We start from the raw sequence: 14,891 nt of genomic DNA on the forward strand, positions 1-14,891 counted from the left end.
TTCCCGAGCCTGATGGGCGGATGGGAGGCTTGTGCTGGCGGAGTGAGAGGGATTCGAACCCTCGATGCGGCTCTACACCGCATACTCCCTTAGCAGGGGAGCACCTTCGGCCTCTCGGTCATCACTCCGAAGAACCGACATTATGCCCCAAGTTTGGGGGATGACGGCCCGGAATCCGGAAAATCAGGCCCCCTGCAGGGTGTCGGCGGGCTGATCCAGGTCGAACTCGCGGTGCAGCGCGCGCACGGCCAGCTCCATGTACTTCTCGTCGATCACGACAGACGTCTTGATCTCCGACGTGGAGATCATCTGGATGTTGATGCCCTCCTGCGCCAAGCAGCGGAACATGCGGCTGGCCACACCCACATGGCTGCGCATCCCGATGCCGACGATGCTGACCTTGCAGATGCGGGCGTCGCCCACCACGTCGGCCGCGCCGAGGGCCGGCACGACCTGCGCTTTGAGCACATCGATCGTGCGGGCGAGATCGTTGCGGTGGACGGTGAAGCTGAAGTCGGTCTTGCCGTCCTTGCTGACGTTTTGGATGATGACATCGACCTCGATGTTGGCATCGGCCACGGCGCCCAGGATCTGGGCGGCGATGCCGGGCTTGTCGGGCACGCCCAGCACCGAGACCTTGGCCTCGTCGCGGTTGAACGCGATGCCGGAAACGACGGCTTGTTCCATGGATGCGTCTTCCTCGAAGGTGATGAGGGTGCCGGAGCGGGCCTCCTCGTGGATGTCGATGTCCCAGGGGGTGAAGCTAGACAGCACGCGGATGGGCACCCGGTATTTGCCCGCAAACTCCACCGAGCGGATTTGCAGCACCTTGCTGCCCATGCTGGCCATTTCCAGCATTTCCTCGAAACTGATGCGCTCCAGGCGCCGGGCTTCGGGCACGACGCGCGGATCGGTGGTGTACACGCCGTCCACGTCGGTGTAGATCAGGCACTCGTCGGCCTTGATCGCGGCCGCGACGGCCACCGCGGAGGTGTCCGAGCCGCCACGCCCCAGCGTGGTGATGTTGCCACCGGCGTCCACGCCCTGAAAGCCGGTGATGATGACCACGCGCCCGGCATCGAGGTCGGCGCGGATGCGCTGGTCGTCGATGGATTCGATGCGGGCCCTGGTGTAGGCGCTGTTGGTGCGGATGGGCACCTGCCAGCCGCAGTAGGAGACGGCCTCGATCCCCTCGGCCTGCAGCGCGATGGACAGCAGCCCGACCGAGACCTGCTCGCCCGTGGCTGCCAGTTGGTCCAGCTCGCGGTAGTAGGCGTCACCGGGCTTGGCCGGAGCGACTTCCTTGGCCAGGCCAAGCAGGCGGTTGGTCTCGCCGCTCATCGCGCTGGGCACGACGACCATCTGGTGGCCGGCGCGCACCCATTTGGCGACGCGCTTGGCGACGTTGCGGATGCGCTCGGTCGAGCCCATGCTGGTGCCGCCGTACTTGTGAACGATCAGTGCCATGGAGATTTCGCGGGTGTGACGGCCGGCCGCGACGCGCGGGGGCCGGCGGGGGCGCCCGGGCCACCCCCGGGCAAACCCTGCCATTATAGGGGGCGAGGCACGGCCTGCCCCGCGCCCGGCCCCGCCGGGGCCGCGACATCGGCCCGGTAGTCGAGCACCGGGCCCGCCCGCAACAGGTAGCCGGCGCCCACCCGCAGCCGGATGGCATGGCCGCGCGTGCGGGCTGCGGCGATCTGCCGGGCCACTTCCTGCCATTGGGCCTCGGTCCCGCTGGCGCCGTGGCGCTGGCGCAGCCAGTGGCGCAGCGCATTGATGGCGCGCTCCGGCGACAAGGCGCGCAGCCCAGCCAGCGCGGGGGGATCGCCCAGCCGCGCCAGATCCTCGGCCGCCAACTCGTCCAGCAGGCGCTGGGCCGACGCGGCGTGGCGCGCGCTGCGCGCCAGGGTTGCGGCATAGGCGGGAAACGCCTGCGCCAGCGCGGGGATGACCTGCAGCCGGATGCGGTTGCGGGTGTAGGCGGGATCGGCGTTGGTCGGGTCGCTGACCCAGGCGATGCCCTGCCCGTCCAGCCAGCGCCGCAGCGCGTCGCCGTCCAGCGCCAGCAGCGGCCGGCCAAACCACACCCCATGGATGCGGCGCCGCTCGGGCATGCCGGCCAACCCCGGCAGCCCCGCCCCGCGCGTCAGCGCCAGCAGCAGGGTTTCCGCCTGGTCCTGCGCATGGTGCCCCAGCAGCACGGCGGCCAGGCCCCGCGCCCGGGCGGCATCGGCCAGCGCCCGGTAGCGGGCACGGCGCGCGGCGTCTTCGGGGCTATCCCCCGGGGCGGGCCGGGCATCGACACGCAAGGCGGCAAACGCCACGCCCCAGCGGGCCGCCGTGGCCGCGGCATGCGCTTCGAAGGCATCCGCCGCCGCCTGCAAGCCGTGATGCACATGCAGGGCGTGCACCCGCCCCGGCCAGCGCGCAGCCGCCGCCAGCAGCAACGATGTGGAATCCGCCCCGCCGCTGAAGGCCACCCCCAGCCCCGCCCCGGACGGCAGCGCGGCGCCGTGGCGGCGCCACCATGCATCGAGCGCGGCCAGCACGGCGGGGTCGGCCGTGGGGTCGGCGGGGCGCGGATCGGGCTCAGCCGCGGCTGGCCTTGGTGTCGTTGAAACGCCCGTAGGCATTGAGGCGGGCATGGCGGCGCTCGATCAGCTCGGCCGGCTCCAGATCCACCACGTGCCGCAGCGACTCGGCCAGCGCCCGCTTGAGCAGCGCGGCCATCTGCTGCGGGTCGCGGTGCGCGCCGCCCACCGGCTCGCTGACGATCTTGTCCACCAACCCCAGCGCCTTGAGGCGGTGCGCGGTGATGCCCAGCGCCTCGGCGGCGTCGGGCGCCTTGTCGGCGGTCTTCCACAGGATGGAGGCGCAGCCCTCCGGGCTGATCACCGAGTACACCGCGTACTGCAGCATCAGCACCTGGTCGGCCACGGCGATGGCCAGCGCACCGCCCGAGCCGCCCTCGCCGATGATGGTGCTGATGATCGGCACCTCCAGCTGAGCCATCTCGAAGATGTTGCGCCCGATCGCCTCGGACTGGTTGCGCTCCTCGGCGTCGATGCCGGGGTAGGCGCCCGGCGTGTCCACGAAGGTGAACACCGGCAGCCGGAACTTCTCGGCCAGCTTCATCAGGCGCAGCGCCTTGCGGTAGCCCTCCGGCTTGGTCATGCCGAAGTTGCGCAGCGCGCGCTCCTTGGTGTCACGCCCCTTTTGGTGACCGATGACGACGCACGGCTGGCCGTTGAAGCGCGCCAGCCCGCCGACGATGCTTTGGTCATCGGCAAAGTGGCGGTCGCCGTGCAGCTCGGTCCAGTGCGTGAAGATGGCCCGCACATAGTCCAGGGTGTAGGGCCGGTCGCTGTGGCGCGCGATCTTGGTGACCTGCCACGGCGTGAGCTTGCTGTAGATGTCCTTGGTGAGCTGCAGGCTCTTTTTGCTCAGGCGGTCGATCTCTTCGGAGATGTCGACCGCGGACTCGGTCTGCACATAGCGCAGCTCTTCGATCTTGGCTTCGAGTTCCGCGATCGGCTGCTCGAAATCCAGAAAGTTGCGTTTGGCCAAGTTGTCACTCCACGGGCGCTCGGGCCCTCGTGTCGCCGATGGGCGCGCGGCACACGCGCCCGGCCGGCGGGGTTCAGTACGCCACCGGGACCGGATCCAGCGAGCGCCAAATATACCAAGTCGCCACGCTGCGGTACGGCGCCCAGGCGGCGGCGACCTCGCGCGCGTCGCTGCGGCTGACTGGCTCGCCGGAAAAATAGCACTGACTGATGCCGCGCAGCAGCCCGACGTCGTCCAGCGGCAGTACGTCCGGGCGCATCAGGTGAAAAATCAAAAACATCTCGGCCGTCCAGCGGCCGATGCCGCGAATCGCCGTCAGGTCGCGGATGATGGCCTCGTCGTCCATCGCGTGCCAGGCGGCCGGATCGATGCGGCCATCGTCGAAGTGCCGCGCCAGGTCGAGCAAATACTCCACCTTGCGCGCGCTCAGGCCGGCGGCGCGCAGCTCCTCGGGCGCGCGGGCCAGCACGGCCGCGGCCGTGCAGCCGCCCAGGCAGGCTTCCAGCCGCTCCCAGACGGCCTGCGCAGCCTTGACGGAGATCTGCTGCCCCACCACGCTGCGCGCCAGCGTGGTGAAGGCGTCCCCGCGCGACTGCAGGCAAGCGCCCGGAAACTGCGGGATCAGCCGCGCCATGACGCGATCGCGCCCGGCCAGATGGTCGCAGGCCTGCGCCCAGAACGCCGGCACGAAGCCGTCGCCGGCCGGCAGCGCCGCCGGCGGCACACAGGCGCCGTCGGGCGCGCGGCGGGCTGCGCTCATGCGCGCTCCCACGTGGTGCCGCCGGGGCCGTCCTTGAGCACGATGCCCTGCGCGGCCAGCTCGGCACGGATGCGGTCGGCCGTGGCGAAGTCGCGCGCCGCCTTCGCCGCGGCCCGCTCGGCGATGCGCGCGGCGATGGCGGCCTCGTCCAGGCCGGCGCCGGCGCGCAAAAACGCCTGGGGGTCTTGCTGCAGCAGGCCCAGGGTACCGCCGAGTGCGCGCAGCAGGCCGCTCAGGCGCGCATCGCGCGTGCGGTTGACCTCGGCCGCCAGCTCGAACAGCACCGCCACCGCCTCCGGCGTGCCAAAGTCCTCGTCCATCGCGGCCTTGAAGCGCGCCGCATGCGGCTCGGCCCAGTCAATGGCGGCGACGGGCTGGGGCGGCACCGCATCAAGCGTGGTGTAGAGCCGCTTGAGCGCCGCGCGTGCGTCCTCCAGGTGCTGGTCGCTGTAGTTGAGCGGGCTGCGGTAGTGCGCCCGCACGATGAAAAAGCGCACCGTCTCGGCATCGAACTTCTCCAACACCTCGCGGATGGTGAAGAAGTTGCCCAGGCTCTTGGACATCTTTTCGTTGTCCACGCGCACGAAGCCGTTGTGCATCCAGATGCGCGCCAGCGGCTTGCCCGTTGCGCCTTCGCTCTGGGCGATTTCGTTCTCGTGGTGCGGGAACTGCAGGTCGGCCCCGCCACCGTGGATATCGAAACTCTCGCCCAGCATCTCGCAGCTCATGGCCGAACATTCGATGTGCCAACCCGGGCGGCCCACGCCGTAGGAGCTGTCCCATTTGGCCTCGTCCGGCTCCTCGGGCTTGGCCGCCTTCCACAGCACGAAGTCGAGCGGGTCGCGCTTGCCGTCGCCGACGGCGACGCGCTCGCCCGCGCGCAGCTCGTCCAGGCTCTTGCCCGAGAGCTTGCCGTACCCCGCAAAGGCGCGCACCGCATAGTTGACGTCCCCGTTGTCGCGGCGGTAGGCCAGGCCCTTGGCCTCCAGGCGGCCGATCAGGTCGAGCATCTGCGGCACGAACTCGGTGGCGCGCGGCTCGAAGTCGGGCCGCTGGATACCAAGTGCATCGGCATCGGCGTGCAGCGCCTCGACCATGCGGTCGGTCAGGCTGCGGATGGTCTCGCCGTTCTTCAGGGCGCGGGCGATGATCTTGTCGTCGATGTCGGTGATGTTGCGCACATAGGTCACCCGCAGGCCGCTGGCCTTGAGCCAGCGCTGCACCACGTCGAACGCCACCATCGAGCGCGCATGACCCAGGTGGCACAGGTCGTACACGGTCATGCCACAGACGTACATGCGGACGTGGCCGGGCTCGAGCGGCTCCAGCGGATCGAGCCGGCGGGTGAGCGAGTTGTAGATGCACAGGGTCATGACGATACCCGCCCGGCGGGCGCGAACCCCCGGGCTACAATCAGCCGAAAGGCGCGTATTGTGCACCGATGCCCGATCTGTTTCACCCCCTTCGCCCCGTGATGCGCCGGCCGCGCGCGCGCCGCCTTGGCCTGGCGCTGAGCCTGGGCGCGGCGCTGCTGGGCGGCTTGCCGCTGGCTGCCACGGCGCAGAGCGCGCCCCCGACCGCCCCCTATGCCGAGGCCCAGCGCCTGATCGCCACCGGCGAGCTGGCACTGGCGCGGCAAAGGCTGGAACAATGGCTGCAGGAGCGCCCCACCGACCCGCAGGCGCGCCTGCTGCTGGGCGTGGTGCTGGCCAACCAGGGGGATGCGGATGGCGCGCGCCAGGTTTACGAAAGCCTGACCCAGACCTACCCGGAGCTGCCCGAGCCGTACAACAACCTGGCCGTGCTGCACGCCGCCCAAGGGCGCCTGCCCGAGGCGCGCGCGGCACTCGAGTCGGCCCTGCGCTTCAACCCCGACTACGCCACCGCCCACCGCAACCTGGGCGACGTGTATGCCCGTCTGGCGCTGGGCCATTGGCAGCGCGCCCTGGCCCTGCAACCCGACAGCCCCGGCCTGGGCGAGCGGTCGCGGGCGCTGCGCGACCTGCTGGGGGCCGACGCCCCGCGTTGAACCCCGGCACCGTCTTCGCCTCTCATCTGCCATGACGATCCCAACCTTCTTCGCGCATCGCCGGGCCGCGCTCGGCCTGCTGGCGGGCAGCGCCCTGCTCGGCTGGTCCGCCGCCCACGCCCAGTCGTCCCCATCATCCGTTCCCCCCTCTGTGGCGGGTCCCCGACCCGCCCCCACTGGAGCCCGTTCCGTGAATCCCCAAGTCGAACTCCACATCGCCGGCCATGGCGTCATCACCCTCGAACTCGATGCCGCCAAGGCGCCCAAGTCGGTCGAGAACTTTCTGGCGTATGTGCGCGACGGCCACTACGACGGCACGATCTTTCACCGCGTCATCGACGGCTTCATGATCCAGGGGGGCGGTTTCGAGCCCGGCATGAAGCAAAAACCCACGCGCGCCCCGATCGAAAACGAGGCCGCCAACGGCCTGAAGAACGACCGCTACACCATCGCCATGGCGCGCACGCAGGCGCCGCACTCGGCCACGGCGCAGTTTTTCATCAACGTGGCGGACAACGGCTTTCTGAACCACACCGCCCCCACGCTGCAAGGCTGGGGCTACGCGGTGTTTGGCCGCGTCGTCAAAGGGACCGAGGTGGTGGACGCCATCCGCAAGGTGGCCACCGGGCGCCGCGGCTTTCACGACGACGTGCCGGTACAGGACGTGGTCATCACCAAGGCGGCAGTCGTCACCCCCTGACGCGCGCCGCGCCCGGCCCCGCCCCATGAGCGCATGAGCGGCCCGGCCCTGCTCGACCACATCGACGCGCCGCCGTCATGGCAGCGCGTCGATTGCGTTTCGGACATTCACCTGCACGCGCAGGATCCAGAAACCGCCGCCGCGTGGCACGCCTATCTGGCGGCGGCGCCATTCGACGCGCTGTGCATCCTCGGCGACCTGTTCGAGGTCTGGGTCGGGGACGATGCCTTGACCGCCGATCCGGCGGCCGATCCCGAAATCGCGTTCATGCAGCACGCCGTTGCGGCGCTCGGCGTGCTGGCTCGCCGCCGCCCGGTTTATCTGATGCATGGCAACCGCGACTTTTTGCTCGGCGACGGCTTTGCCGCCGCCAGCGGGGTGCGGCTGCTGGCCGATCCGGCCGTGCTCGCCTTCGGTGCGCACCGGTGGCTGCTCAGCCACGGCGATGCCTGGTGCGTGGCCGACCGGGACTATCAAACGTTTCGCGCGCAGGTGCGTGGGGCAGATTGGCAAACGGCCTTCCTGGCGCGGCCGTTGGCCGACCGGCTGGCGCAGGCGCGCGCCCTGCGCCAGCGCAGCCAACAGCATCAAACGGCACAGCGCCAAGCCGGGGTGGCGCCGGCCGATGTGGATACCGACTTGGCCGCGCAAGCGGTCGCAGCCGTGGGGGCGACGGGCCTGATCCACGGCCACACGCACCGGCCCGGCCTGCACCGCCTGGGCGCCACGGCCCATCGCCTGGTGTTGAGCGACTGGGATGCCGCGGACCAGCCGCCACGGTTGCAGGCGCTCAGTCTGGACCGCCACGGAGGCTGGCAGGTGTGGCCCTTGCCCCGCGCCACCCCGGCATGAGTCCCCCGCCATCGTCTTCACCGTCCCAACCGGCCTCGGGCGGGCCCCGCTGGTTGCGGGGGGTGACGCGCTGGCTGACACACAAGCTGACACACTGGCGGCGACGCTGGCAGGCGCGGCGGGGCGATGGTCGCGCCATCCCCGACCGGCTGTGGGCACGCGTCGTGGCCGATTTGCCCTGCCTGCAGGCCCTGGACGGGAACGAACAGGCCCGATTGCGCGACCTGTGCGCGGCCTTTCTGGCACGCAAGGAGTTCAGCGGCGCCCACGGGCTGGTCGTGGACGACCGCATGGCGCTGCTGGTCGCGGCGCAGGCCTGTCTGCCCTTGCGGCACCGGGGGCTGTCCGCGCTGGCGTGGTACGACGACTTCGTGGGGATCGTGCTGCATCCGGACGAGGTGGTCGCCCCGCGCCGCACCCGGGACGAGGCGGGCGTCGTGCACGAATACGACGAGGCGCTGGCCGGCGAGGCCATGCAGGGCGGCCCGATCGTGCTGGCGTGGCCGCGCGTGCTGGGCTCGGCACCCGGCGCGACGGGCATCGGCCACAACTTGGTGATCCACGAGTTTGCCCACGCCATCGACCTGCACGGCAAGCCGCTGGGCCAGCCGGCCGACGGCTGCCCGCTGCTGCCCGCGGGCTTTTTGGGCCTGTCGGCTGCGGCGGCACGGCAGCACTGGCACACCGTGCTGACCGAGGCGCACGCCACGCACCGGCAACGGGTGGCGCTGCACGAGCGGTTTGGCGCCCCGCCGCCCTGGCTGGACGCCTACGGCGCCGAATCCCTGGCCGAGTTTTTCGCCGTGGCGTGCGAGGCGTACTGCGTGGACCGCGAGCGGCTGGCCGAGGCCCACGCCGATCTGGTCGCGCTGTTGGACGCGTTTTTTGCCCGGCCGACGGCGCCGGGCGACACCCGGTGACCGTCGGCGGCCATCAGCGCCGCAGCAACACCTTCAGCGCCGCCTGCAGCCGCCGCTCGTGGCTGGCGTCGTGGGCCGTGGCCAGCACCCGGGCCACATCCTGCGCCCAGGTCTCGGCCGGCCCGGGTTCGTGCCGGCGCGTGAGCAGCCGAAGCTGCAACTGACGCCGGGCATCGACTTGGTCGGCCGACGTGGGCACATCGGCCGCAATCTCCAGCCGCAGCAGGGGTTCGGCGGCTTCGCTGGCGGGGGCGGCGGCCCGCCCCAGCGCCTGCACCCACGCGGGACGCGCCGCCGCGGCCTGACGGCCGCCCAGCTGCTGCCCGGGCGGGACGCGCGCCGCATCGCGCGCCGACCACGCGGCCAGCAGCTCGGTCAGGGCCTCGCCGTGGGCACGCGCCGCCAACTGGCGCAACTTGGCCTCGGCACGCTCCAGGGCCTGGCGCTGGGCGCGGAAGGCCGCATCGCCCAGCCGCGGACGCGCCGGGCCCTCCGGACGGGGGGACCGCTCCGGCCGTGCGCGCGGGGCCAGTTTGGCCGGCGCCAAGCGGGCCGCGGCCGCGGCACTGGCCGGGGTCGCCCCGGGCCGGTCGTCGCCCCGCCGGGCCACGACGGGACGCGGGGCCGCCGGAGCGGGCGCATCGCGGGAAGCGGCGGCCGCTGCCCCGGCCGGTGTTTCGGCCGTTGTTTCGGCAGACATCGCGGCCGGGGTGGGGGCCGGCGGGGTCTCATCCGCCGTCGCGCCCTCCCCTTGCGCCGCGGTCCGCAGGGCGGCCATCGCTGCGCGGATCTGCTGGGCGTCGTCGGCGGCGCAGGCGGCTTCCAGGGCGCGCGCAGCCTCCAGCACGGCGGCGTCGAGCCGGCTGGTGGCGGCCTGGGTCTTCTCCCGCTCGGCGCTCTTGCGCGCAAAGGCTTCGTCGATGGGTTGGCGGAACGCCTCCCACAGCTTTTGCTCCTTGCGGCGGTCCAGCGGCACACGGTGCGCCTCCAGCTGCCAGCGCTGTTGCAGGTCCTTGACGGCATCCAGCCGCAGGCGCGGCTCGGCCGCCAGGGCCTGGGCCTCGGCGATCAGGGCTTGGCGGCGTGCGGTGCTGTCGGCCTGCGCGGCCTCCAGCCGTTCGTGGGCGGCGGCGATGGCGGCCTTCCACAGCGGCTGCAGCTCGGCAAAGATTTTTTCGCTGACGTGGCCGCCCTGGCGCCAGCGCTCGGCAAAGGCGTGCAGGTCGCGCAACTGGGCCTTCCAGTCCTCGCTGGCGGCGTGGGCGGCGGTCCAGGCCTGCACTTCCTCGATCAGGGCCAGACGGGATTGCCGCGCCGCCTCGTTGTGGGCCTTGAGTTCGCGCCGCCAGGCTTCGACCGCCTGATAGGCTTGGTTGCACGCTTCGTCGAAGCGCTTCCACAGCGCGTGGTTGGAGGTGCCGCCCTGGTCCGTCTGCTTCCACTGCTCGCGCAACTGACGGATGGCCTCCTGCAGCTTGCGGCCGGTGGGCCGCTCCGCCTCGGGGCCCTGGGTCAGGGCGACGGCCTGGGCCAGCAGCCCTTCGCGCAACTGGTCGGCACGCCAGCGCTGCCAGTCCTCCAGCTCCTTGGCCTTGGCCAGCGCCGCGAGCGCCCGGGCGTCGAGCTCCGGCCCCGCATGGCGGCCGTGCACCTTGTGTGCATGGCGCAGCTCGCCGGCGTAGCGGCTCATGGCTTTGGTGTGGCCGGTGGCCAGCTCGCGCTCCAGCGCCTCGATCGCCGGCAGCAGCGCGGCTTGGGCCAGCGCCTGTACGGCCTTGGGCACGGGGGCGGCCGACTCGGCCTCGGCGGCCAGCGGCTCGCCGCGCTGGGCGCGGATTTCGTCGGCCCACACGGGCACCCCGGGCAGGGGTGCCTGGGGGTCCTCGGCCGCGGCGGCGGCCTGGGCGAGCGCCGCTTCGAACGCCTGCCAGACGGCCTCGAGCTGCTGGCGCGCGGCGTCGAGCTGGTTCGGGTAGCGTGGATCGAGGTCGGCCCAGCCCGCGGCCGACGTCAGCCCTTGCTGGCGCTCGCGCCAGTCGTTGACGTCCTGCGCCAAGCCGTCGCGTGCAGCCTGCGCCTCGGCGCGCGGCTTGGTGGACGCCAGGTCGATGCGCTGCACCAGCAGGCCGGCGGCCTCGCGCTCGACCTGCACGCGGGTTTGCAGGTCCTCGATGGCCTTCATGCGCTCCGTCAGGCGTTGGCGCAGGCCGGCCAGCGGCTCGCGCGACAGCGGAGCCCCGGCCTTGGCGGCATCGCGCTGCCAGGCCATGGCGTCGGCCAGATTCAGCCGGGGAGCACCCAACAACGCCTCGGCCCGGGCGGCCCATTCGGCGGCCAGGGCATCCTGGGCGCGGGCGCGGCGCAGCTCGTCCAGCCGTTCCTTGACCAGTTTGGCGGCCCCCTTGTCGCGCGTGGCCAGCTCGCGGTAGACCTCGGCCACATCGTCGGCCGGCGGGTCGGTGGCCAGCCACTCGCGCAGGCGGGCGGCACGCTCGCCCGAGGTCGGCGCCGTGAAGGCGCCGCGGGTGCGCTGGTCGAGTTCGGTCAAAGAAACTTTCGCGGAAGGGGAGTCGGACGCGTTCACGGTGCGGGGCGCGGGTTGGCCGCTCGGGGAAGTCGGGTCATCGGATCCGGCAGTCATGCAGACCGCCGCCAAAGGGTTATTGTCACCTACCCGGCCCACAGATCCAGCGGCGGATCGTGCACGACCGCCTTGAGCAGGTCGCTGCGGGATACGAAACCCATCAGCGCGCCCCCACTGTCCACGACCGGCAGACCCGGCAAACCGGTGTGCAGCAGGGCCAGCGCCAGCCGGCGCAGCAGGGTGTCCGGGGTAACGGCGGGAATGGGGGTGACCATGATCTCGGACAAGGGCAGCGCCAAAAAGGCGCGCCAGACCAGGGCGCTGTCCTCCGGGCGGGGCAGGCGGTCGATGTGCAGCAGCTCGGCCCGGGTGAGCAGGCCGACCAGCCGCCCCTGCGCATCCAGCACCGGGGCCTGCCCCAGGCCGCGCTCGGCCAGGCGCCGCCAGCCATCGGCCACGGTCATGGTCTCGGTGACCGTGACCGCCTCGCGGGACATGACGTCCTGCACCCGCTCCAGCGGGTGGCGGGTGGTCGGGGGGTGCTGCACCTCGCCGTAGGCTTGGACGGCGGCGGCCGCGGGCCGCGGCAGCGGGGTGTCGGCCGCGGGCTCGTCGCCCGAGCGGCGGCCCGCCACACGAAAGCCGCTGTCCGCAAAATCGGGGCGGTCGATCTCCACCGCCAAGGCGCGCAGGCGCCCGGTGCGCAACGAGGGCAACACCCGCCGCAGGTCCTCGATCGGGCCGCGGTACATCAGGCCCGAAGTGCCGTAGATGGCCAGCATGCACACCCTCCTGTCCGGATCCGCAGACCGGCGCCCCGGCGGTGCGCAGATCCCGCCTCAGTCGGGCAGGAACAGCGCCTGCAGATCGCTCAACCAGTCGAAGCCACGCGCGGTCGGCGCCAGCCAGCCGTCGTCTCCCACGGCGAGCCAGCCGCGCTCGCGCGCGCGCTCGATGGTCGCCGATACCGCATTCATCGGCAAGCCCGTGCGTTCACTGAAGGTCCGCAGCGCAAATCCGTCGCGCAGCCGCAGAGCATTGAGCATGAATTCGAAAGGCAGATCGCGGGCCGCCACCTCGTGCTCCTGCGCCACGGGTGTGCCCGCCAGCGCCTGCTGCACATAGCGCGCCGGGTCGCGCCAGCGCACTTGACGCACGATGCGCTGGGCAAAACTCAGCTTGCCGTGCGCGCCCGCCCCGATGCCCAGATAGTCGCCAAATTGCCAGTAGTTCAGGTTGTGCCGGCAGCGGTGGCCCGCGCGGGCGTAGGCCGAGACCTCGTAACGCACCAACCCGGCGGCGGCCGTGCGCTCGGCAATGCGGTCGAGCATGGCGTAGGCCGTGTCATCGTCCGGCACGGTCGGCGGGTGCTTGGCAAACCAGGTGTTGGGCTCGATGGTCAGGTGATAGACGGACAGATGGGGAGGCTGGTGGGCCAGCGCCGCGTCCAGGTCCCGCTCCAGATCGGCGGGGGTCTGGCCGGGCAGCGCATACATCAGGTCCAGATTGAAGGTGTCGAAGTACCGCGCCGCCTCGTCCACTGCGGCGTGGGCCTGGGCGGCATCGTGCACCCGCCCCAGCGCGCGCAGAAAACGGTCGTCGAAACTCTGCACACCGATGCTCAGCCGCGTCACGCCCGCGTCGCGAAAGGCGGCAAAGCGCTCGCGCTCGAAGGTGCCGGGGTTGGCCTCCAGCGTGATCTCGGCGCCCGGCTCCAGCGGCAGGCGGGCACGCAAGTCCGACAGCAGCCGCCCGATCACATCCGGGTCGAACAGGCTGGGCGTGCCCCCGCCGATGAAGATGCTGCCCACCGGCCGCCCCCAGACGAGCGGCAAGCTGGCCTCCAGGTCGGCCAGCAGGGCGCGCACATAGTCCTGCTGGGGCAGCGGCCCGGCCTGGCCGCTGGCCGCCCCCCATTCGTGCGAGTTGAAGTCGCAGTACGGGCACTTTTTCAGGCACCACGGCAGGTGCACATAGAGCGCGAGCGGCGGCAGGCCGTGCAGCCGGACCTGGCCCGGGCGCTGCCACAGCACGGCGGCCTCGGTGGCCCCCATGGGGCTGGTGGGACCGGGCCCGCTCAGCCCGCCGGCCATCCGCGCTCCTGCATGAGGGCCAGCATGGCACGCGCCGCGCGGCCACGGTGGCTGTGGGCGTTCTTCACTTCGGTGGGCAGTTGGGCGAAGGTGCAGCCGAAGGCCGGGATGAACATCACCGGGTCGAAGCCAAAGCCGCCGTGGCCGACCGGTTCGCGCGCGATCAGCCCCTCGACGCGGCCGCTGGCGACCAGCGGCTCGGGGTCCTCGGGGTGGCGCACCGCCACCAGCGTGCTGACCATCGCCGCGCGGCGATCGTCGATGTCGCGCATCTGCTCCAGCAAGGCGCGCACATTGTTGGCATCGCTCTTGGGGTAGCCGAACTGCGTGCAGTAGTGCGCCGTGTCCACCCCCGGCCGGCCGCCGAAGGCCGCCACGCACAGCCCGGCGTCGTCGGCCAGGGCCGGCAGGCCGCTCGCGGCGGCCGCATGGCGGGCCTTGGCCAGCGCGTTTTCGATGAAGGTGTGGTGCGGCTCCGGCGCCTCGGGGATGCCCAGGCTGCCCTGCGTCACCAGCTCCAGGCCGAGCGGCGCGAACATCGCCTGCAATTCGGCCAGCTTGCCCGGATTGTTGGAAGCCAGCACCAGACGGCGCGGCAGGGTCGCATCCGCCATGGCCTCACCCCACCTCGGCGCCGGCCAGCGCGGCGCGCTGCATCGCGATCAACTGCTGGATGCCGCCGTCCGCCAGGGCCAGCAGCTGCTGCAGGTCCTCGCGGCTGAAGGGCTCGCCCTCGGCCGTGCCTTGCAGCTCGACGAAGTGGCCCGCCCCGGTCATGACGACGTTCATGTCCGTCTCGCAGCCGGCATCTTCCACATAGTCCAGGTCCAGCACCGGCACCCCGCCCACGATGCCGACCGAGACGGCCGCCACCGGGTGCAGGATGGGGCTGCGCTGCAGCTTGCCCTCGGCCAGCAGCTGGTGCACGGCGTCGTGCGCCGCCACCCAGGCGCCGGTGATGGCCGCGGTGCGGGTGCCGCCGTCGGCCTGCAGCACGTCGCAATCCAGCGTGATGGTGCGCTCGCCCAGGGCGCTCAGGTCGAAGACCGCACGCAGCGAGCGGCCGATGAGGCGCTGGATCTCCTGCGTGCGGCCGCTTTGCTTGCCGCGGGCGGCCTCGCGGTCGCTGCGGGTGTGGGTGGCGCGGGGCAACATGCCGTATTCGGCCGTCACCCAGCCTTCGCCGCTGCCCTTTTTGTGCGGGGGCACGCGCTCTTCCACCGAGGCCGTGCACAGCACGCGGGTGCGGCCAAATTCGATGAGCACCGAGCCTTCGGCGTGGACGGTGTAGCCACGGGTGATGCGCACGGGGCGCAGCTGGTCGGGGGCGCGGCCGTCGTGGCGCCGGTGGGCGCCCGCGGCCGCCGTCGGGTCGTGGGTCAT

14 protein-coding genes and 1 tRNA gene are annotated in these 14,891 nt (G+C 71.8%); 4 read left to right on the forward strand and 11 right to left on the reverse strand.

What is annotated here, in order from left to right:
- Window positions 1–35 precede the first annotated feature (35 nt).
- The 6 genes from A9O67_RS10815 to cysS all read right to left on the reverse strand — a co-directional run bounded on the left by A9O67_RS10815 (window position 36) and on the right by cysS (window position 5,703).
- Window positions 36–128: transfer RNA gene (locus tag A9O67_RS10815), tRNA-Ser, on the reverse strand.
- 55 nt (window positions 129–183) lie between these two features.
- A complete protein-coding gene (locus A9O67_RS10820) occupies window positions 184–1,467 on the reverse strand; it encodes an aspartate kinase (protein WP_068610211.1) in 1,284 nt (427 codons plus the stop codon).
- A gap of 83 nt (window positions 1,468–1,550) precedes the next feature.
- Window positions 1,551–2,648 (reverse strand): tRNA lysidine(34) synthetase TilS, encoded by a 1,098-nt coding sequence (gene tilS / locus A9O67_RS10825; RefSeq protein ID WP_231960328.1) that lies wholly within the window; start codon window positions 2,646–2,648, stop codon window positions 1,551–1,553.
- Entirely contained in the window at window positions 2,593–3,570 is a 978-nt protein-coding gene (locus tag A9O67_RS10830) for an acetyl-CoA carboxylase carboxyltransferase subunit alpha (RefSeq protein WP_068610215.1), read from the reverse strand. The genes tilS and A9O67_RS10830 overlap by 56 nt, the downstream gene beginning before the upstream one ends.
- Before the next feature lie 73 nt (window positions 3,571–3,643).
- Window positions 3,644–4,330: a DNA-3-methyladenine glycosylase family protein gene (locus tag A9O67_RS10835; protein WP_082955529.1), complete on the reverse strand. Its 687-nt coding sequence runs from the start codon at window positions 4,328–4,330 to the stop codon at window positions 3,644–3,646.
- On the reverse strand, window positions 4,327–5,703 hold the full coding sequence (gene cysS / locus A9O67_RS10840) for a cysteine--tRNA ligase (RefSeq protein WP_068610217.1): 1,377 nt from the start codon (window positions 5,701–5,703) through the stop codon (window positions 4,327–4,329). The genes A9O67_RS10835 and cysS overlap by 4 nt, the downstream gene beginning before the upstream one ends.
- Window positions 5,704–5,804: 101 nt before the next feature.
- Here cysS and A9O67_RS10845 point away from each other — a divergent pair, with 101 nt between their 5' ends.
- The 4 genes from A9O67_RS10845 to A9O67_RS10860 all read left to right on the forward strand — a co-directional run bounded on the left by A9O67_RS10845 (window position 5,805) and on the right by A9O67_RS10860 (window position 8,831).
- Window positions 5,805–6,359, forward strand: coding sequence for a tetratricopeptide repeat protein (locus A9O67_RS10845; protein WP_068610219.1), 555 nt, complete (start codon window positions 5,805–5,807; stop codon window positions 6,357–6,359).
- A 190-nt stretch (window positions 6,360–6,549) separates the two neighbouring features.
- A complete protein-coding gene (locus A9O67_RS10850; protein WP_068610221.1) occupies window positions 6,550–7,059 on the forward strand; it encodes a peptidylprolyl isomerase in 510 nt (169 codons plus the stop codon).
- A gap of 33 nt (window positions 7,060–7,092) precedes the next feature.
- Entirely contained in the window at window positions 7,093–7,911 is an 819-nt protein-coding gene (locus tag A9O67_RS10855) for a UDP-2,3-diacylglucosamine diphosphatase (protein WP_068610223.1), read from the forward strand.
- Window positions 7,912–7,973: 62 nt separating this feature from the next.
- Complete coding sequence (locus A9O67_RS10860) at window positions 7,974–8,831, forward strand: M90 family metallopeptidase (RefSeq protein WP_082955531.1); 858 nt, start codon at window positions 7,974–7,976, stop codon at window positions 8,829–8,831.
- A gap of 13 nt (window positions 8,832–8,844) precedes the next feature.
- Here the strand turns inward: A9O67_RS10860 and A9O67_RS10865 are convergent, their stop codons facing one another.
- The 5 genes from A9O67_RS10865 to rph form a co-directional block, all read right to left on the reverse strand.
- The gene (locus A9O67_RS10865) at window positions 8,845–11,379 is read right to left on the reverse strand and encodes a DUF349 domain-containing protein (protein ID WP_231960329.1); all 2,535 of its coding nucleotides are present in this window, start codon (window positions 11,377–11,379) and stop codon (window positions 8,845–8,847) included.
- 122 nt (window positions 11,380–11,501) lie between these two features.
- Window positions 11,502–12,197 (reverse strand): CBS domain-containing protein, encoded by a 696-nt coding sequence (locus tag A9O67_RS10870; protein ID WP_068610227.1) that lies wholly within the window; start codon window positions 12,195–12,197, stop codon window positions 11,502–11,504.
- Between the two features lie 57 nt (window positions 12,198–12,254).
- Window positions 12,255–13,469 carry a radical SAM family heme chaperone HemW gene (hemW, locus tag A9O67_RS10875; RefSeq protein WP_068610641.1) on the reverse strand — a complete coding sequence of 405 codons (1,215 nt, stop codon included), beginning with the start codon at window positions 13,467–13,469 and terminating at the stop codon, window positions 12,255–12,257.
- Window positions 13,470–13,492: 23 nt separating this feature from the next.
- Complete coding sequence (gene rdgB / locus A9O67_RS10880; protein WP_068610229.1) at window positions 13,493–14,122, reverse strand: RdgB/HAM1 family non-canonical purine NTP pyrophosphatase; 630 nt, start codon at window positions 14,120–14,122, stop codon at window positions 13,493–13,495.
- A gap of 4 nt (window positions 14,123–14,126) precedes the next feature.
- Entirely contained in the window at window positions 14,127–14,891 is a 765-nt protein-coding gene (gene rph, locus A9O67_RS10885; RefSeq protein WP_068610231.1) for a ribonuclease PH, read from the reverse strand.

It is taken from the genome of Tepidimonas fonticaldi (assembly GCF_001675355.1).
GTDB classification, from domain to species: domain Bacteria; phylum Pseudomonadota; class Gammaproteobacteria; order Burkholderiales; family Burkholderiaceae_C; genus Tepidimonas; species Tepidimonas fonticaldi.